The organism is Micromonospora sp. NPDC049139 (genome assembly GCF_055586845.1).
Genome location: NZ_JBVJHK010000001.1, coordinates 764,128 through 781,050, shown reverse-complemented (window position 1 = coordinate 781,050; position 16,923 = coordinate 764,128). Strand labels below are relative to the sequence as shown.

Here is a 16,923-nt window from a genome sequence, read left to right as displayed (position 1 = left end):
GCACGAGGACGCACGCCCGGCTGACGGCCCGCTCCGGCACGTTTGTCTGGCCCTCGGGTGGGAACGGGGCCGAAATGACGAAACCTCGTGTGGTGATCGTGGGGGCCGGGTTCGCCGGATACCACGCGGCGAAGACGTTGAGCCGGTTGGCCAGGGACCGGGCCGAGATCGTGCTGCTGAACTCCACCGACTACTTCCTCTACCTCCCGCTGCTGCCCGAGGTGGCCGCCGGCGTGGTGGGGCCGACCCGGATCTCCGTGCCGCTGACCGGGACCCTCGACGGGGTGCGGGTGGTCATCGGCGAGGCCGACCACGTCGACCTGCAGAACCGCTGGGTCGGCTTCACCCAGCCGGAGGGGGACCGCAACCGGCTCGCGTACGACCGGCTGGTCCTCGCCGTCGGCAGCGTCAACAAGCTGTTGCCGATCCCCGGCGTCACCGAGTACGCGCACGGCTTCCGTGGCCTGCCCGAGGCGCTCTTTTTGCACGACCACGTGGTCCGGCAGATCGAGCTGGCCGAGCAGGCCGAGGACCCCGCCGAGCAGCAGGCCCGCGCCACCTTCGTGGTCGTCGGCGCCGGCTACACCGGCACGGAGGTGGCCGCGCACGGCCAGCTCTTCACCGACGAGCTGGTCTCCCAGCGCCCCCGACTCAAGATCCGCCCGAGGTGGATGCTGCTGGACGTCGCGCCCCGGGTCCTGCCGGAGCTGGACAAGCGGATGTCCGACACCGCCGACCGGGTGCTGCGCCGGCGCGGCGTCGACGTGCGGATGGGCACGTCCGTGGCCGAGGCCACCGCCGACGGGGTGAAGCTCACCGACGGCGAGTACGTCCCCACCTGCACCCTCGTCTGGTGCGTCGGCGTGCGCCCCGACCCGTTCGTCGCCGAGCTGGGGCTGCGCACCGAGAAGGGCCGCCTGGTCGTCGACGAGTACCTCAACGTCCCCGGCTTCCCCGAGGTGTACGCCTGCGGCGACGCCGCCGCGGTGCCGGACCCGACCCGGCCCGGGCAGATCTGCGCGATGACCGCGCAGCACGCCCAGCGGCAGGGCAAGCTGGCCGCGCACAACATCGCCGCCTCCTACGGGCAGGGGCGGCGCAAGCCGTACAAGCACTACGACCTGGGCTGGGTCGTCGACCTGGGCGGCAAGGACGCGGCGGCTAACCCGTTGAAGGTGTCGCTGTCGGGGCTGCCCGCCAAGGTGGTCACCCGGGGCTACCACCTGCTGGCGATGCCGGGCAACCGGGCCCGGGTGGGCGCCGACTGGATGCTGGACGCGGCGCTGCCCCGCCCGGCGGTGCAGCTCGGCCTGGTTCCGGCCAACGCGGTGCCCCTGGAGAGCTCCTCGCCCGAGGTGGCCGTCCGGGCCCGCTGACCAGCGCCGCACCTCGCCGGATCCGCCGTTGCCCGGGTCCGCCGGGTGACTCGACCGCGTCCCGGGCACGGGGCGGGTAAGCCCGTGGCCGTTGCGGTGCAGCCTGCGCGCCCTCGGCGGTCAGGCCGGGCCGGGTGGTGGTGCGTCGGTGGCGGCCAGGGCGGCGTCGGTGGCGGGCCGGGCGCCGGCGACGAACGCGTCCAGGGCCGCCGCGTGCAGCACCCCGCCGGGCACCGGATCGCGCGCCGCGCGGGCCGCCAGCCGGGCCACCGGCAGCCGTCCGGCGCGCGGCGCGGCGACGAGGACGAGGTTGCCGTACCGCCGGCCGCGCAGCATCCGCCGGTCGGCGACGAGGCAGACGTCGGCGAAGACGGCCCGCAGGGTGGCCGCCTGCACCCGGGTGAAGACCAGCGGCGGCAGGTCCGTCACGTTGACCAGGTAGAGACCGTCCGGGCGCAGGGCCCGGGCCACCCCGGCGGCGAACTCGACGGTCGTCACGTGGCCGGGCATCCGGGCGGCCCGGTAGATGTCGGCGAGCACCAGGTCGTACCCGCCGCGCGGGGCGTCGGTCAGCGCGTCCCGGGCGTCGGCCACCCGCACCCGGACGTCGTCGGGCAGGGCCGGCAGCTCGCGCGCCACCAGGTCGACCACGGCCGCGTCCCGCTCGACGACCAGTTGCGCCGAGCCGGGCCGGGTGGCGGCCAGATAGCGGGGCAGGGTCAGCGCGCCGCCGCCGAGGTGCAGCGCGTCCAGCGGCCGGCCGGGTGGCGCTGCCAGGTCCGCGACGGCGGCCATTCGCCGTACGTACTCGAAGTGGAGGTGGCGGGGGTCGGCGACGTCCACGTAGGACTGTTCCACGCCCGCGGCGAGCAGTGTGCGCCCGGTCGGTCTGGCCGGGTCCACGACCAGCTCCGGCCGGTGCGCGTCGACGTCCATGCCGGCACGCTAGCCGAGCCTCGGGGGCGGGCCGGCGGGGCGGTCGCCCGCCGGCCCGCGGCGGGTCAGCCGGTGGCCATCCCGGCGCCCGCCTCCTCGATCGCGTCGTCCACGGCGTGGGCGAGGTCCACGTCCGTCGCGGTCACCACGGTCACCGCGCCGGCCCGCCGGGACCGTACGGTCACCACGGCGGTGGTCGCGTCGGGGCGGCCGATCCGCGGTCCGCGCCCGGTCTCCTGCCGCAGTTGGTCGATCAGGTCCAGCACCCGGTCGAGGTTGTCGGCCGGAAGCTGGATCGTGCGCGACAGCGCGTTGCCGTCGCCGGACCAGTACGGCAGCCCGGCGAGCGCCTCCCGCAGGTCCGCGTCGCTCAGCGGGGGCGTGGCGGTGGTCGCGCCGACCACCCCGCCGCCGACCGGCGGCGGCGGTTGCAGCAGCTCGCGCAGTCCGTCGGGCACGTGCAGCGATTCGACCAGGTCGCCGTCGTGGTCGGCGAGCGCCGCCACGGTCGCCTCGGCCTGGTAGCGGGCCTGCTCCGGGGTGCGCCCACTGATCCGGCCCACCTCGGCCAGGAAGCCGGGCAGGTCCTGGCGCCGCCTGATGCCGTCCACGGGTACCACGTCGTGCAACTTCGTCGGCACCGCCGCGAGCAGCCGCCGGCGTTCCGCCTCGTCCAGGGCCCAGGCCAGCACCAGCACCGTCGACTCGACCCCCACCTTGGCGGTCCGGAAGTCGGCCCCGGTGCGGCGGACGACGTCGTCGACCAGCGCGCGGTACCCCATCGGGGTCACGCCTGGCGCGGCGAGGCCCGGATCCGGGGTGGGCCGGGGCGACTCGGGGACGCCGGCCGGCGGCGGCGCCGGCCCGCCGCGGGTGGTGTCGGGCTTGTGCCGCCTGCCGGCCGGCGGCGGCCCGGCGCGCTTGCCCCGGTCCAGGTGGGTGAGCTGCTTGGAGGCGCTCAGGCTGGCCCCCGTCTCGCTGGCCTGCATGCCGCGCTCGCGGGCCTGGCGGGCCAGCGTGCGGCGGCGCTGGTTGTCGCCCTCCATCTGCTTGCGCATGGTGACACCTCGCTTCCGCTGGTGTGCCTCGCTTCCGCCGGTCGCCTTCCCGTCGCCGCCGCCACCGAAACGGACGTCGGCGGCCGGGCCGGTGACCCCCGGGCAGCGGCGGGAGCTTCATCCGGCGGGGGTGAGGGGCGATCACCCGGCGGGGCCCGACGATCGCAGCGGACCGGAGCACTTCCGATCGGACGCGGAAGGACAGGTCGTGATGAAGAGGATCGTCGAGATCGTCCCCGCCCGACCCGGCTGGTACGCCCGCTGGCGTCTCTCGCCCGAGGACACCCGCTGCTACCCCGTGAGCCTGTGGGCGCTGCTGGAGGAGGCCGACGGCTCGGGCCGTGAGGTCGTCGGAGTGGACTGCATCGGGCAGTGGCCCGGAGCGGACGACAACGAGGCGGGTGGGGAGTTCGTCCGCTATCTCTTCCAGACTCCCGATTCCGGACCGCCAGAGGACGCCGAGCCGCCAGGGGCCCGGCAGCGGCGGTCGGCCGGCCCCCGCCTCCAGCCGGTCACCGCGCCCTGAGCCTTACTCCGGCCCCCCGACCCCTGGTCCCAGGGTCGGGGGGCCAGCCCCGCGCCGTGCGGACAACCGACGCCGGACGCGACGTGAAGGACCCCTGCACCCGGTGAGGGGGTCGGCCGCGCCCGGGGCGACCTCAGCCCGCCTGGCGGATGTCGCCGTCGGCGGGGCGGTCCATGGCCAGCAGCTCGGCCAGCCCGGTGCGGTCCAGCAGCTGCTGGCCCGGGGCCGGGCGGGTCGGCGTCAGACCGGGCCGGCGGGACTGTCGGCGGCGCCGGGGTGCGCGGCCAGGTGGTCGCCGAGCGGTCGGGCGAGCAGGCCCATGACGCCGGTCATGTCGAGGATCGACTCCAGGAAGCGGGGCACCCCGCGCAACTGGAGGGCGGTGCCGCCCTGCTGCCCCTCCCGCCAGGCGTGCACGATCACCCCGAGGCCGGTGCTGTCGATGAAGAGCAGGTCGCCGAAGTCCAGCACGACCGCGGGCGGGGCGTCCGCGAGCACCCGGTCGATCTCGGCCCGCAGGGGCGCGGCGGTCGTGTAGGCGAGGTCCCCGCCGACCCGGATGAGCGGCGCCCCCGGATCCGACCGGTCGACGGTCATGCTCAACGGGGCCGCCGCCGGTTGCCTCCCATGGGACAGCACGATCACGCCTTTCCGCAGGCTGCCGGTCCGGCAGGGTCGAGGGGATCGTAACAATCCCCGCCCGCTCCCGCCGGGCACGCAACTGCTGCCGGGGCAAACGGGCGTGGAGTGGCGGTGCGGGCACACCGGCGTAGGGTGGGCGGGAAAGACGTGACCACGAGCGCCGCGTCCGGCGCGGCACGGATGTCTGGTCGAGCAGGCGGTGTCGGCCGGCTGGCTGCCCGGCCTGACCGCCGCCGAGGCCTGCGCCCGGGTGGTGCCGCTGCCCGACGAGCAGTTCGGCACCGAGCGGCTGGTCCACGCGCTCACCGGCTGCCACCGGATGCCCGCGCCCGCGCTGGCGGAGCGCGTCGAGCAGGTGACCTGCGACTGGCTGGCCCACGGCGACCACGACGACATCGCGGTGCTCGCGCTGCGCGCGGCGGGCCCGGGCGAGCGTACGCCCCGGCACCTGCACGCGGTGCCCGTCCCGACCGGCAGCGCCGACGCCGGGGAGACCCGACCGTGACCACCCTGACCGCCCGGGCCAACCCGGCGGGCGCCTGGCCCGGATACCTGCACTGCATCGAGGAGGCGGACGAGTACGCCGCGATCGAGGTGGCCACCGGGCTGCTCGAGGCCGAGGTTCCGGCCGAGCGCGTCCTGCTCGACCTGGTCGCCCCGGCGCAGGCCGAGGTGGGGGAGCGGTGGGCGCGCAACGAGTGGAGCGTCGCCCAGGAGCACGCCGCGACGCACATCAGCGAGCGGGTGGTGGCGGCGGTCGCCGGGTACGCCAACCCGCGCCCGACCCGGGGCCGGATCGTGGTGGCGTGCATGGACGGCGAGTGGCACGCCCTGCCGCCCCGGCTGGTCGCGGAGGTGCTGCGGCTGCGGGGCTGGCACGTCACCTTCCTCGGCGCGAGCGTTCCCGCCGCGCACCTGGTGTCGTACCTGCACCGGCACGACGCGGACGCGGTCGCGCTGGCCTGCGCGCTGCCGATGCGACTGCCGCACGCGCACCGCATGATCGAGGCGTGCCGCCGCTCGGACGTGCCGGTGGTGGTCGGGGGTCGCGGCTTCGGCGCGGATGGGCGCTGGGCCCGCCGGCTCGGCGTGGCCTGGGCGCCCGACGCCCCGGCCGCCGCCGACCTGGTCGCCGACGAGCGGGCCCTGCGTCGCACCCCGCCCGCGGAGCTGTCCCGCCTGGCCGACGACGAGTACGCCAGCCTGGTGCGGCGGCGCGGCGAACTGATCGACGGGGCGCTGGCCGACCTGCGGGAACGTGCCCCGGCCACGCGCGACTACACGCCCGCGCAGGTGGACTCGACGGTCAGCGACCTCGAGTACATAGTGGACTTCCTGGCCGCCGCGCTCTACGTCGACGACGGCTCGCTGTTCACCGAGTTCGTCGACTGGCTGGTGGACATCCTCACCAGTCGCGGCGTGCCGGCCCCCGCGCTGGGGTCGGCTCTGGAACACTACGGGCGGGTCCTGCACAACTTCCCTCGCGCCGCGCGGTTCCTCGAGGCGGCCCGCTCGGCCGTGGCCACGCGGGGCGGCGCAGGGTCGCGCTGAGCGCGCTGCGGCCCCGGCCGACCCCCCTGCTTATACTTGCTGCACTGCAAGCATCCGGCTGCGGTGGAGCGAGGGGGACCACGGTGACGTTCACGGTCACGTACGCCGATCGCCAGGGCGGCGGGGCCTGCCTGCGCCTGGCCGGCGAACTCGACCTGAGCACCGCACCCGAGCTGAACGCCGCGATCGACCGGCTGGTCGACGGCGGTGAGCGGCAGCTGCTGGTCGACCTGACCGAGCTGGTCTTCTGCGACTCGACCGGGATCGCCGCCTTCGTCCGGGGCGACAACCGCGTCGCCGCTGACGGCGGCTGGCTGCGGGTGACCGGCGCCAGCGGCCGGGTTGACCGGGTGCTCCAGGTGACCGGGCTGGCCGACGTGCTGAGATATGAACCCGACACGGCCGACCCGGCCGCGCAGACCGCCGGTTGATGGGCTACATTTCCCCGCCAGCATCGAGGACCGCACGGTCTTCCGTACCACTGACACGAAGCAGGTAACGATGCGCGCAGACAGGCCGGGTCCCGTTCGCATCCTGGTGGTGGACGACGACCCGGGCGACGTGCTGATGATCGAGGAGGCCCTCGCGGACTCCGACGTCGACAAGGTCATCGACGTCGTCGGCGACGGCCAGGAGGCGATGGAGTTCCTGCGTCAGGAGGGGCGGCACACCGAGGCCCGGCGCCCCGACGTCATCCTGCTCGACCTGAACATGCCGCGGATGGACGGGCGGCAGGTGCTCGGCGCGGTCAAGGGCGACGAGGACCTGCGTACGATCCCGATCGTGGTGCTGACCACCTCCAACGCCGACACGGACATCGTGGGCAGCTACACGCTCCAGGCCAACGCCTACGTGACCAAGCCGATCGACCTGGACGACTTCAACGACGTGGTGCGCCGCATCGACGAGTTCTTCGGCCGGGTGGTCGTGCTGCCGAAGCGCACCTGACGCCGTACCGCCCGCCCGGGGGTGCCCGCCGCATTGTCCACGCCGGGCCGCCCGTCGACACCCCGCGAGGCGCTCGACCCGCGTCGGCGCTCGCATGCTGAACATTTTTCCGGAACCCCCTCGGGGGTCGCCGCCAGCGCCGAGGATCCAGGTGGGAAAGAAATACCAGCTGCCTGGGGGGCGACAGTATGAGGTTCTCCGTCGTTGAGACCGGTTACGACCAGCGGCAGGTCGATTCCTGCCTCGACCAGCTCGGCATCCGGTTGACCCGGCTCGCGGCCCGGGCCGAGGGTGCCGCCGGGGCCGGTCGGGAGTGGGACGAGATCCGTGACGAGGCGTCGGCGCTGTGCGGCCTGCTCCAGCGGCTGGACCTCGGGGACCGGGGGGTGGGCCGGTTCGGGGTCGGGGGCGCCGAGCGGGAGGCGGCCGACATCCTGGCCCAGGCGCGCTTCGAGCTCGACGCGGCCCGCGAGGAGGCCCGGCAGGTCCGCGAGCGGGTCTACGCCGAGGCGGTGCAGGCCCGCCGGGACTTCGAGGCGGCGCTGTACGCCCGGCGGCGGCGCGAGGCCCGGGCGGACCAGATCCTCGGCGGGCTCGCGGGCGAGCCGGTGCCGGCCGACACCCCGACCGCCGCGGCCGGGCTGGCCGGCGGCGGCGTGCCGGCGACGCGGATCGCCGCGCGTGGTGGCGCCGACGCGTCCAGCGAGCCGCCGGGCGGTCGCGCCGGGATCCGCTGACCCCGCGCGCCGCGTCAGGTTAGCGCGGCGACGATCGTCGTGGCCCGCTCCTCGTGCTGGGCGTACGCGTCGGGGAAGGCCGACACCTGCACGGCCTGGGCCGCGCCGGCCACGCTCATCTCCTGCCAGCCCGGGATCTCGCGCAGCGCCTCGTAGAACGCCCGGGCGGCGTACGCGGGGCGCATCAGCTCCCGCACCGTGCCCCAGCCGCTGCTCGGGCGCTGCTGGAACAGGCCGACCGAGTCGTGGTCTGAGCCGCTGCCCTGGTGCGGGTACTGCCGGGACTCCGGGAGCACGTCGCTGGCCAGGTTGTAGAGGTTGCTCTCCTGCATGGCGGTGGCCACGGCGACCACCAGGGCCCGCCGGGGCATCTTCAGGTCCTCGCCCACGTCAACGATGATCTTGGCGTTGTCCATCTGCGCCTGGGTGAGCCCGGCGACGGGACGGGGGCGGGCCGGCTTGGCCGGTTTGGCCGGGGCCTTGCGGGTGGCCGAGGGGGTCGGCTTGGGCGTCGGGCTGGCGCTGACCACGGGGGCGGGGGAGGCGGCCCGGTCCAGGGCGCGGGAGGCGCGCTCGTCGGTGGCGGCCCGCTCGGCCACCGCCTCGGCCACGGGCTCCGGAGGGGTGTCGGTGTCGCCGCGGGTGCCGGCGAACGCGGCGGCGCCGAGGCAGCAGGTCACGCCGGTGGCGAGGGCCACCCGGACGGGGGTCGAGGCGAGCAGGGCTCGGCCGCCGCGGCGCTGCCGTTCCGGGGCGCGATGACGGCCGATCGTCCGTTCGGTTGAGGCGGGATCGGCCGCAGCGGTGGCCGGTCGATCCTGGGTCAGCTTCTGGTCGAGGGGGTCGTCGGGACTCACCCGCCGAGGCTAGAAAGACGAGCGCGAGTTGCCATCGGCCTGGTTGGTGGCATGCGCCACAATTTGCGGCAATCCGCTTTCCCATTACGCCCGCCCAGTCATCAAGCGCGTCTTACTCGCCTGTCGGTTCTTTCGCTTATGCCCGATAAAGGCGCAGGAAAGGGGCGAATAGTCGATCTTGGGGCATGGGTTGCGGCGTCGGCTCGCCCTCCGCAGAAGGACCGATGCGGCGGTCACCCGTTCGGCCCCCCGTCGGTCGACTGCGAGGGCGACCCGTACGTCGGCCGGGACGGGCCAGAGCCGGCCTCGGTCGCCGTGCGCCCGGCGCGTGCCGCCGGGGCCCATGACGCGCCGGTGGCCTCGCGGTCTGGTTCGCCCGGTGACGGTGAGGTCAGTGCCGGCCGTTCTCCGCGGGCGTGACGGTGAGCCGGTGCCGGCTGGCGTCGCCGCTGGAGAACGGCCACAGCCGATCGGCGTGCTCGACGAGCTCGGCCAGTTGCTGGCGGGTGAGCCCGGCCGACGAGATGGACGCGTGCACGTCGGCCCGATACCGGCCGTCGTCGTCGCGCCCGAGCTTCGCCTCCGCCCGCACCTGCACGGTGTGCGCCTCGTCGGTGATCTCACCGGCTGCCTCCACCGCCGCGTGGTGCAGGCAGGACGCGAAGGCGGCGGCGAGCAACTGCTCCGGAGTCAGGCCCGAGCAGTGCGGCGCCAGCGGGGACGCGAGGGCCGTGGAGAGCCCCCCGTCGTCGGTGCGTACGTGGCCGCCCTCGGCGGTCGCGGTGGCCGTCTCGTTCAGCCAGGAGCTCGATTCCGGCATCGCGTTCCTCCCGTTTCACTCACCCGCCCGGCTACCCGGCCCCCGAGCCGTGAAACCGCAGGTGGTGGCCGGGACTGCGGGCGTGACGGCGCCGGCGGACGGCGCGGCCCGGTGCGGAGGTGGCCGCCCCGGACGGCTCGGCCGGCGTGGCAGGCGGCCGTGCCCGGGCGGCTCAGCCGGCGCGGGTGGACCGGTCGGGGACGACCGCCGCCTCGGTCACCTCGGCCGCCGCCCGTTCCGTCCACGGGGACACCTGGCCGCCGCGCTGGCGGGGCGCCATCGGCTGCCGCATCGGCACGTACACCCGGGCGTCCACCGCCTCGGCCAGCAGCAGCGCGGCCACCAGGCTGGTCGGCCGGTCGGCCGGGTCGTCGGCCAGGCAGCGTGCGCACAGGTCGGCCACCTCCGGGGGCAGCCCGTCGATCTCGGGCAGCGGCTGTGGGGGTTGCCGCCGCCGCACGCCGAACAGCTGCGTCGTCGTGCCCGCCTGGTACGGCAGCCGCCCGGTGAGGCAGTAGTAGAGCAGCACGCCGAGGGCGTACATGTCGGCGGCCGGGGTGGCGGGTGCCCGCTCCAACTGCTCGGGCGCGAGGTACGCCGGCGTGCCCACCACGATCCCCTCCGGCGACCGGTCCGGGGTGCCCGAGGGGGTGGCGATGCCGAAGTCGAGCACCTTGACGCCGGACGGGGCCAGGATGACGTTGGCCGGCTTGACGTCGCGGTGCACGATGCCGTGCGCGTGGGCCGCGGCCAGGGCGGCGCTGACCTCGGCGCAGACCCGGACGGCTATGCGCCAGTCCAGCGGCCCGGCCCGCAGGTGCGCCGCGAGCGTCTCGCCCTCGGCCAGCTCCATGACGATGTAGGGCACCTGGCCGCCGGGCAGCGTCGCGCAGGTGCCGAAGTCGTGCACGCTGGCCACGTTCGGGTGCACCAGTCGGGCCGCGGAGCGCGCCTCGGCGCGGATCCGCTCCACCGAGGTGTCCGGTTCCTCCTGCCCGGGGGACATCACCTTCACCGCCACCGGCCGGTCGAGCACGGCGTCGTGGGCCCGCCAGACCTCAGACATGCCGCCGATGCCGATGCGCTGTTCGAGCCGGTACCGCCCGCCCAGCGTCCTCATCGACCGCTCCTCGTCTGCCGCCACCGCCCGTCCCCGGGCGTCCGCCGTGTCGCCTTCGCTGCCGTTACCCGGCCTCCGATCAGGGCAAACCGCGGTCGTTCCGTCCGCGCTGCGGTAGCTTGCGAGCCGGGGCCGCTGTCGGCCCGGACCGGGAGGTGCGCGGATGGGCGAGGTGACCGTACGCTTCGTCGGCGGGCCGGCCCACGACCTGGTCCGGGTGCTTCCCGCCGGGCCCGACGGGTCTCCGCCGGCGCGCTGGGTCCTGCGCCATCCCGACGGGGCGGGGGCGGCCGGCGGCGGGCCGGACCACCTCTACGAGCGCGAGCACGCCGCCGGCGGCACGTGGACGATGCGCTTCGTGCACACCTATCCCGTGGGCATGACGGAATGACCCGTCCCACCAGCGCGGCGGCTGACCGGCGGTAACCGCCGCCCACAGCGGGCAGTTCCGGCCGGACGCGGTGGTGCTCGACGTGATGCTGCCGGACCTGGACGGTTTCCAGGTGCTGCGCCGGCTGCGCGAGCATGCCCCGACGGTGCCGGTGCTGTTCCTGACCGCCCGGGACGCGGTGGAGGAGCGGATCGCCGGCCTGACCGTCGGCGGTGACGACTACGTGACCAAGCCGTTCAGCCTGGAGGAGGTGATCGCCCGGCTGCGGGCGCTGCTGCGCCGGTCGGGCTTCGCCGTCGCCGCCCGCGCGGACGCGGTGCTCACGGTCGGCGACCTCAGCCTGGACGAGGACAGCCACGAGGTGCGCCGTGACGGCGAGTCGATCACGCTCACCGCCACCGAGTTCGAACTGCTGCGCTACCTCATGCGCAACCCGCGCCGGGTGCTGAGCAAGGCGCAGATCCTCGACCGGGTCTGGAACTACGACTTCGGCGGCCAGGCCAACGTGGTCGAGCTCTACATCTCGTACCTGCGGAAGAAGATCGACGCCGGCCGGGAGCCGATGATCCACACGCTGCGCGGCGCGGGTTATGTCCTCCGCCCGGCGGACTGAGCGGCCCGCTGCCCGGCTCCGGGGCCGGCTGGCCGGCCTGTCGCTGCGCACCCGGCTGGTGGTCATCCTGGTCGCCCTGCTGGCCCTGGTCAGCGTCGCCATCGGTGGGATCACCACGGTCGCGCTGCGGCAGTTCCTGATCGACCGGGTGGACGAGCAGTTGGCGCCGATGCGCGGCGGTCCCGGTCGTGGCACGCCGTCCCCGTTCGAGCCGCCCGGCGCGGACGTCCGGCCCGACGTGCGGATCCCGCGCGGCTTCCCGCCCGGCACCGTCACCGCCGAGGTGGTCGACGGCCGGGTCACCCGGGCGTGGACGCTGTCGGACCGGCAGGACCGGGCCGTCGGCGTCGACGAGGTGGCGGGCCTCGCCGACCTGCCCACGGACGGCCGGCCCCGCACCCGCGACCTGGGGGAGCGCGGTGACTACCGGGTGGTGGCGCGCCAGTTCCCGGACGGCACGGTGCGCGTGCTCGGGCTGCCCCTGTCGGGCGTGTCGGAGACCGTCTGGTGGCTGGTCGCCGCGCAGGCCGGCGTGGCCGCCGTCGGGCTGCTGCTCGCCGGTGGCGCCGGCGCCCTGATCGTGCGGGCCACCCTGCGCCCGCTGCGCCGGGTGGCCGCCACCGCCGGCCGGGTCAGCGAGCTGCCCCTGGACCGGGGCGAGGTGGCGCTCTCGGTGCGCGTCCCGGCCGCCGACACCGACCCGCGTACGGAGGTCGGCCAGGTGGGCGCGGCGCTGAACCGGATGCTCGGGCACGTCGCCGCCGCCCTCGCCGCTCGCCAGGCCAGCGAGACCCGGGTACGCCAGTTCGTCGCCGACGCCAGCCACGAGCTGCGCACCCCGCTGGCCGCCATCCGCGGGTACGCCGAACTCGCCCGGCGTGGCCGGGAGGGCGTGCCGCCCGACGTGGCCCACGCGCTGCGCCGGGTCGAGTCGGAGAGCGCCCGGATGACCAGCCTCGTCGACGACCTGCTGCTGCTGGCCCGGCTGGATTCGGGCCGTCCGCTCGCGGTCGGGCCGGTGGACCTCCCGGCGCTGGTGGTGGACGCGGTCAGCGACGCCCGCGTCGCCGGACCGGAGCACCGCTGGCAGCTCGACCTGCCCGACGCCCTCATCCGGGTCGCCGGCGACCCGGCCCGGCTGCACCAGGTGCTGGCGAACCTGCTGGCCAACGCCCGGGTGCACACCCCGCCCGGGACCACCGTCACCACCACCCTGCGGGTGGCCGGGGACGCCGCCGTGCTCAGCGTCGCCGACGACGGTCCCGGCGTGCCGGCGGAGCTGCGCGGCGAGGTGTTCGAACGCTTCTCGCGGGGCGACAGCTCCCGTTCCCGGGCGCACGGCAGCACCGGCCTGGGACTGGCCATCGTGGCCGCCGTGGTGGAGGCCCACCACGGTGGACAGTCGGCCGGGCCGGACGGTGTTCACCGTCCGGCTGCCGCACGCCGGGACCGGGACGTAGCGCCGGTCCCCGGTCAGTCGGACAGCAGCTCGGCGAGGGCCGCCGCGATCCGCTCCGCGTGCCGCCCGTCGGGGTCCTCGTCGGCGTTGAAGTCCGCGACGCTCATCCCGATCAGCCGACCCGAGCGCACCAGCGGCCGGACCAGCGCCGCGAGGTCGGCCCAGTCCAGGCCGCCCGGCTCGGGGTAGCTGACCGCCGGCAGCACGACCGGGTCGAGCACGTCGAGGTCGAGGTGCAGCCAGGCCGGCGTGATGCCGGTGGCCAGGTCCCGGCCCACGGCCGCCGCGTCGGGCCCGCGCAGCCGGTCGGCCGGCACCAGGTGCACGGCGCGGTCGACCCGGAAGGCTTCCATGCCCTCCGCCACGTCCGGGTCCGGCGGGCGGTGGCCGAGCACGTGCACCTGGTCGGGGTCGACCAGCGGCCCCTCCCGGTCGAGGACGCCGGCCGGGCCGTGGTCGGTGACGATCGACAGCTCCATGTCCGCCGCCTCACCGGTGGGCGAGGTACGCCCGTCCTCGAAGTCGAGGTGGGCGTCGAGGAACCACAGGTCGAAGCCGGCCGGCAGCCCCTGTAGCGTGCCCGGCAGGATCGCGCAGTCGCCCCCGAGCACGAGAGGGCTGTGCCCGGCGTCGAGCAGCTCCGTCACCTGGGCGGCGATCGCCCGGGTGGCCCGCCGCAGGTGTTCGACGCCGATCACGCCGGTCTCCGGGTCCCGGGCGGGATCGGTCACCAGGGTGTCGACCGCACCGGCGTCCGCCGCGCCCAGTCGGCCCAGCAGCCCCGCCGACCGCAGCGCCGCGGGCGCCCGCCGCTCGCCCCGGCCGCGGCCGGAGGAGTCGAGCGGAGCGTCCAGCACCGACCATCGCACAATCGAAGGCTAGTCCGGTCGTGGCAGGCTGGGCGCCATGTACCGGGAACGTCCCGCCGGGTTTGCCGGCGCGGTGCTCTGGACCAGCACGACGAGGGTGGATGCCGCGCCGACCCGGGTGCTCCCCGACGGCTGCGTCGACCTGATCTGGACGAGCCGTGGTGGCCTGCTGGTGGCCGGGCCGGACCGCACCGCGCACCTGAGCGGCGGCGGGCCGGCGCAGCGCTGGGTGGGGCTGCGGCTGCCGCCCGGCGTCGGCCCGGCGGTGCTCGGCGTGCCCGCCGTCGAGCTGCGCGACCGACGGGTCCCCCTGGCCGACCTGTGGGGCGACCGCGACGTCGACCGGCTGGCCGAGCGGGCCGGGGCCGCCCCGGCCGCCGTGCTGACGGAGACCGCCGCGGCGCGGCTGCGGGCGGTCGGGGGCCCGGACCCGCTCGGCGTCCGGGTCGCCGCCGCGCTGGCCGCCGGCACGACCGTGGCGGCGGCCGCCGCCGAGGTCGGCCTCGACCCGCGCGCCCTGCATCGCCGCAGCCGGCACCTGTTCGGGTACGGCCCGAAGACCCTGGCCCGGATCCTGCGGATGGGGCGCGCCCTGGCGCTGGCCCGCGCCGGCACCCCGCTGGCCGAGGTGGCGGCCCGCTGTGGGTACGCCGACCAGGCCCACCTCACCCGCGACGTGCGGGACCTGGCCGGGGTGCCGCCGACCGTCCTGCTGTCGCGCTGAGCGAACCCGGTCCAGCCCTGCGGTCCGGGCCTGCTCGGGCGGGCCGGTCCGGTCTGCGCGGGCGGACCGCGCTCACCCCTGGGTGAGCGGGGCGAACAGGTCCACGCGGTTGCCGTCCGGGTCGAGCACCACCGCGTACCGCTGGCCCCAGTAGGCGTCCCACGGGGGCAGGTGGCCCGGGTGGCCCTCGGCCACCAGTTCGGCGTAGAGCCGGTCCACCTCGGCCGGGTCGGCGCACCGGAACGCGAGCCCGGCACCGCCGCCGCCCCCGGGCTTCCAGTGCGGGTCGAACGAGCGGACGGTGTCGGCGGTGTCCCAGGCCAGCCGGAGGCCCCCCGGCAGGGTGACCTCCACGTGCGGCTCGGTGTCGGCCTCGGCCGGGATGTCGAGGCCGAGCCGGCGGTAGAAGGCGAGCGAGCGTGGCAGGTCGCTGGCGACCATGCCGATGAGGTCCAGTGTCGGTGCCATGGCTGCCACGATAGGGGCCGCCCAGGGCGGGCGTCTTGAACGAAACGGACGCCGGGTGGAGTGCCCGGTGTGGCCTTCACGGCGGGGACGATCAGCGTACGGTGTGGGACAAGTCCGGCTTTCCGGCCATATCCCTCATAGGGTGCGACCGGGCGCGCCGGCGGTCGAGACGGCGAGGGAAGGAGCGGTCGGTGGAACACCTGGCCTACCTGGACGCGGGGTCCGGCAGCCTGATCGTGCAGGCGGTAGTCGGCGGGGTGGCCGGCGCCGCGGTGGCGGCCAAGCTCTACTGGCGGCGGCTGGTCGACCGCTTCCGCCGCCAGCCCACCGACCACCGCTGACCCGGCGATGGTGACCCCCCACACCGGCGTGCGCGCCGACCCCGGGTCGTTCCGCGACCCGGCCAACAGGGTCTTCCACCTCGGCGACGACGTGCTGCGCGGGCTGGACGAGCGGGCCGCCCGGGAGTGGCGCGCACTGGCCGCCGCCGAATTCTTCCCGCCGCTGCTCGCCGCCGGCAAGGTCTGCGGCACCGAGCCGGTCGAGCCGGCGCGGGTGCCCACGGCCGCCCGGTGGGCGGCCGTGCTCCGCCACGAGCGCATCCCGTTCGTCTCGCACCCGTACGAGTGGTCCTTCGCCATGCTGCGGGACGCGGCGCTGCTGCACCTGGAGATCCTGCGGGCGGCGCTGCCGGCCGGGTTCACCACCAAGGACGGCTCGGCGTACAACCTCCAGTGGCGGGGGGCGGAGCCGGTCTTCATCGACGTCGGCTCGTTCACCCCGGCGCGCGACGGCGAGCCCTGGGCCGGCTACCGGCAGTTCTGCCAGACCCTGCTCTACCCGCTCCTGCTCGGCGCCCACCTCGGGCTGGACTTCCAGCCGTGGCTGCGCGCCCGGGTCGACGGGATCGAGCCCGACCAGATGCGCCGACTGTTCGGCGGGGCGCGCCGGCTACTGCCCGGCGTGCCCACCCACGTGCACCTGCACGACGCGATGCAGCGCCGCAACGCCCGGGCCAGCACCGCCGACGTCCGGTCGCAGCTACGGGCGGCCGGCTACTCCCGCGAGTTGGCGCTGGCCACCGTACGCGGGATCGAGAAGCTCGTCCGCCGGCTGGAGCACCGCCCGGCCGCCAGCCACTGGGTCGACTACCAGCGCACCTGCGCGTACACCGCCGACGACCGGGCCGCGAAGGAACGCTTCGTCGCCGAGGCGCTGGCCGACCCGCCGCGTCCCCGCCTGGCGCTCGACCTCGGCGCCAACGACGGCCGGTACGCCCGGCTCGCCGCCCGGCAGGCCGACTACGTCGTCGCGGTGGAGCAGGACCCGGCCGTCGTGGACGGGCTCTACCGGGCGCTGCGCGCCGAGGGCGAACGGCGGATCCTGCCGCTGGTGATGGACCTCGCCGACCCGTCCCCCGGCGGCGGCTGGCGGGGCGTCGAGCGGGCCTCGTTCGCGGACCGCGCCCGGGCGGACGTGGTGCTCGCCCTGGCCGTGGTGCACCACCTGGCGATCGGGCGCAACGTGCCGCTGACCGAGGTGCTGGACTGGCTCGTCGGCCTCGCCGCCCCCGGTGGCCGGATAGTGGTGGAGTTCGTCCACCCCGAGGACCCGATGGCCCGCCGGCTGCTGGCCAACAAGCCCGAGGGACTCTTTCCGAGCTACCGGCGCGCCGAGTTCGAACGGCTGCTGGGAGCCCGGTGCCGGATCGCGCGCCGCCTCGACCTGCCCTCAGGCACCCGGACCCTCTACGCGGCGGTCTCGGGTGGCTGAGCCGGCAGGCGGCCCACCGCCCGACCCGGCGGCCCACACGGCACCGGCGGCCCCG

At 75.8% G+C, this 16,923-nt stretch carries 19 protein-coding genes and 2 pseudogenes; 13 read left to right on the top strand and 8 right to left on the bottom strand.

Going from position 1 to position 16,923, the window contains the following annotated elements:
* The first annotated feature begins 74 nt into the window (after positions 1-74).
* The gene (locus tag ACZ6Q9_RS03465) at positions 75-1,376 is read left to right on the top strand and encodes an NAD(P)/FAD-dependent oxidoreductase (protein WP_393270959.1); all 1,302 of its coding nucleotides are present in this window, start codon (positions 75-77) and stop codon (positions 1,374-1,376) included.
* A gap of 120 nt (positions 1,377-1,496) precedes the next feature.
* On the opposite strand, the gene ACZ6Q9_RS03460 is transcribed toward ACZ6Q9_RS03465, so the two are convergent.
* Both ACZ6Q9_RS03460 and ACZ6Q9_RS03455 read right to left on the bottom strand, forming a co-directional pair.
* Positions 1,497-2,312 carry a spermidine synthase gene (locus tag ACZ6Q9_RS03460; protein WP_396826546.1) on the bottom strand — a complete coding sequence of 272 codons (816 nt, stop codon included), beginning with the start codon at positions 2,310-2,312 and terminating at the stop codon, positions 1,497-1,499.
* A gap of 65 nt (positions 2,313-2,377) precedes the next feature.
* Positions 2,378-3,370 carry a DUF2267 domain-containing protein gene (locus ACZ6Q9_RS03455; RefSeq protein WP_393270954.1) on the bottom strand — a complete coding sequence of 331 codons (993 nt, stop codon included), beginning with the start codon at positions 3,368-3,370 and terminating at the stop codon, positions 2,378-2,380.
* 211 nt (positions 3,371-3,581) lie between these two features.
* On the opposite strand from ACZ6Q9_RS03455, the gene ACZ6Q9_RS03450 reads away from it, so the two are divergent.
* Positions 3,582-3,896, top strand: a complete 315-nt coding sequence (locus ACZ6Q9_RS03450) for a hypothetical protein (RefSeq protein WP_396826549.1) — start codon at positions 3,582-3,584, stop codon at positions 3,894-3,896.
* Between the two features lie 240 nt (positions 3,897-4,136).
* Here ACZ6Q9_RS03450 and ACZ6Q9_RS03445 read toward each other — a convergent pair whose 3' ends face one another.
* Entirely contained in the window at positions 4,137-4,493 is a 357-nt protein-coding gene (locus tag ACZ6Q9_RS03445) for an STAS domain-containing protein (protein WP_393270991.1), read from the bottom strand.
* A 244-nt stretch (positions 4,494-4,737) separates the two neighbouring features.
* Here ACZ6Q9_RS03445 and ACZ6Q9_RS03440 point away from each other — a divergent pair, with 244 nt between their 5' ends.
* The 5 genes from ACZ6Q9_RS03440 to ACZ6Q9_RS03420 all read left to right on the top strand — a co-directional run bounded on the left by ACZ6Q9_RS03440 (position 4,738) and on the right by ACZ6Q9_RS03420 (position 7,774).
* Positions 4,738-5,043: a hypothetical protein gene (locus ACZ6Q9_RS03440; RefSeq protein WP_396826551.1), complete on the top strand. Its 306-nt coding sequence runs from the start codon at positions 4,738-4,740 to the stop codon at positions 5,041-5,043.
* On the top strand, positions 5,040-6,089 hold the full coding sequence (locus tag ACZ6Q9_RS03435) for a B12-binding domain-containing protein (protein WP_396826553.1): 1,050 nt from the start codon (positions 5,040-5,042) through the stop codon (positions 6,087-6,089). The genes ACZ6Q9_RS03440 and ACZ6Q9_RS03435 overlap by 4 nt, the downstream gene beginning before the upstream one ends.
* An 83-nt stretch (positions 6,090-6,172) precedes the next feature.
* Complete coding sequence (locus ACZ6Q9_RS03430) at positions 6,173-6,520, top strand: STAS domain-containing protein (RefSeq protein ID WP_396826555.1); 348 nt, start codon at positions 6,173-6,175, stop codon at positions 6,518-6,520.
* A 70-nt stretch (positions 6,521-6,590) separates the two neighbouring features.
* A complete protein-coding gene (locus tag ACZ6Q9_RS03425) occupies positions 6,591-7,037 on the top strand; it encodes a response regulator (protein WP_350712209.1) in 447 nt (148 codons plus the stop codon).
* A 188-nt stretch (positions 7,038-7,225) separates the two neighbouring features.
* Positions 7,226-7,774, top strand: coding sequence for an ATPase (locus ACZ6Q9_RS03420; RefSeq protein ID WP_393270942.1), 549 nt, complete (start codon positions 7,226-7,228; stop codon positions 7,772-7,774).
* Positions 7,775-7,788: 14 nt separating this feature from the next.
* Here the strand turns inward: ACZ6Q9_RS03420 and ACZ6Q9_RS03415 are convergent, their stop codons facing one another.
* The 3 genes from ACZ6Q9_RS03415 to ACZ6Q9_RS03405 all read right to left on the bottom strand — a co-directional run bounded on the left by ACZ6Q9_RS03415 (position 7,789) and on the right by ACZ6Q9_RS03405 (position 10,571).
* The gene (locus ACZ6Q9_RS03415) at positions 7,789-8,631 is read right to left on the bottom strand and encodes a hypothetical protein (protein ID WP_393270940.1); all 843 of its coding nucleotides are present in this window, start codon (positions 8,629-8,631) and stop codon (positions 7,789-7,791) included.
* A 391-nt stretch (positions 8,632-9,022) separates the two neighbouring features.
* A complete protein-coding gene (locus ACZ6Q9_RS03410; RefSeq protein ID WP_091106530.1) occupies positions 9,023-9,451 on the bottom strand; it encodes an OsmC family protein in 429 nt (142 codons plus the stop codon).
* 172 nt (positions 9,452-9,623) lie between these two features.
* A complete protein-coding gene (locus ACZ6Q9_RS03405) occupies positions 9,624-10,571 on the bottom strand; it encodes a serine/threonine-protein kinase (RefSeq protein WP_393270937.1) in 948 nt (315 codons plus the stop codon).
* 163 nt (positions 10,572-10,734) lie between these two features.
* Between ACZ6Q9_RS03405 and ACZ6Q9_RS03400 the strand changes: the two genes are divergently transcribed.
* The 3 genes and pseudogenes from ACZ6Q9_RS03400 to ACZ6Q9_RS03390 all read left to right on the top strand — a co-directional run bounded on the left by ACZ6Q9_RS03400 (position 10,735) and on the right by ACZ6Q9_RS03390 (position 13,035).
* Positions 10,735-10,962 (top strand): hypothetical protein, encoded by a 228-nt coding sequence (locus tag ACZ6Q9_RS03400; protein WP_393270934.1) that lies wholly within the window; start codon positions 10,735-10,737, stop codon positions 10,960-10,962.
* 52 nt (positions 10,963-11,014) lie between these two features.
* Positions 11,015-11,575: pseudogene (locus tag ACZ6Q9_RS03395) on the top strand (response regulator transcription factor); the annotation flags it as partial.
* A 28-nt stretch (positions 11,576-11,603) separates the two neighbouring features.
* Positions 11,604-13,035, top strand: a pseudogene (locus ACZ6Q9_RS03390) (sensor histidine kinase).
* Between the two features lie 13 nt (positions 13,036-13,048).
* Here the strand turns inward: ACZ6Q9_RS03390 and ACZ6Q9_RS03385 are convergent.
* On the bottom strand, positions 13,049-13,903 hold the full coding sequence (locus tag ACZ6Q9_RS03385) for an arginase family protein (protein WP_393448904.1): 855 nt from the start codon (positions 13,901-13,903) through the stop codon (positions 13,049-13,051).
* 37 nt (positions 13,904-13,940) lie between these two features.
* Here ACZ6Q9_RS03385 and ACZ6Q9_RS03380 point away from each other — a divergent pair, with 37 nt between their 5' ends.
* Positions 13,941-14,627 (top strand): helix-turn-helix domain-containing protein, encoded by a 687-nt coding sequence (locus ACZ6Q9_RS03380; RefSeq protein WP_393448907.1) that lies wholly within the window; start codon positions 13,941-13,943, stop codon positions 14,625-14,627.
* A gap of 72 nt (positions 14,628-14,699) precedes the next feature.
* Here the strand turns inward: ACZ6Q9_RS03380 and ACZ6Q9_RS03375 are convergent, their stop codons facing one another.
* Complete coding sequence (locus ACZ6Q9_RS03375; RefSeq protein WP_393448910.1) at positions 14,700-15,095, bottom strand: VOC family protein; 396 nt, start codon at positions 15,093-15,095, stop codon at positions 14,700-14,702.
* A gap of 191 nt (positions 15,096-15,286) precedes the next feature.
* Here ACZ6Q9_RS03375 and ACZ6Q9_RS03370 point away from each other — a divergent pair, with 191 nt between their 5' ends.
* Both ACZ6Q9_RS03370 and ACZ6Q9_RS03365 read left to right on the top strand, forming a co-directional pair.
* Positions 15,287-15,436: a hypothetical protein gene (locus ACZ6Q9_RS03370; protein ID WP_350685822.1), complete on the top strand. Its 150-nt coding sequence runs from the start codon at positions 15,287-15,289 to the stop codon at positions 15,434-15,436.
* Between the two features lie 7 nt (positions 15,437-15,443).
* A complete protein-coding gene (locus ACZ6Q9_RS03365) occupies positions 15,444-16,868 on the top strand; it encodes a class I SAM-dependent methyltransferase (RefSeq protein WP_393448913.1) in 1,425 nt (474 codons plus the stop codon).
* The last annotated feature ends 55 nt before the right edge of the window (positions 16,869-16,923 follow it).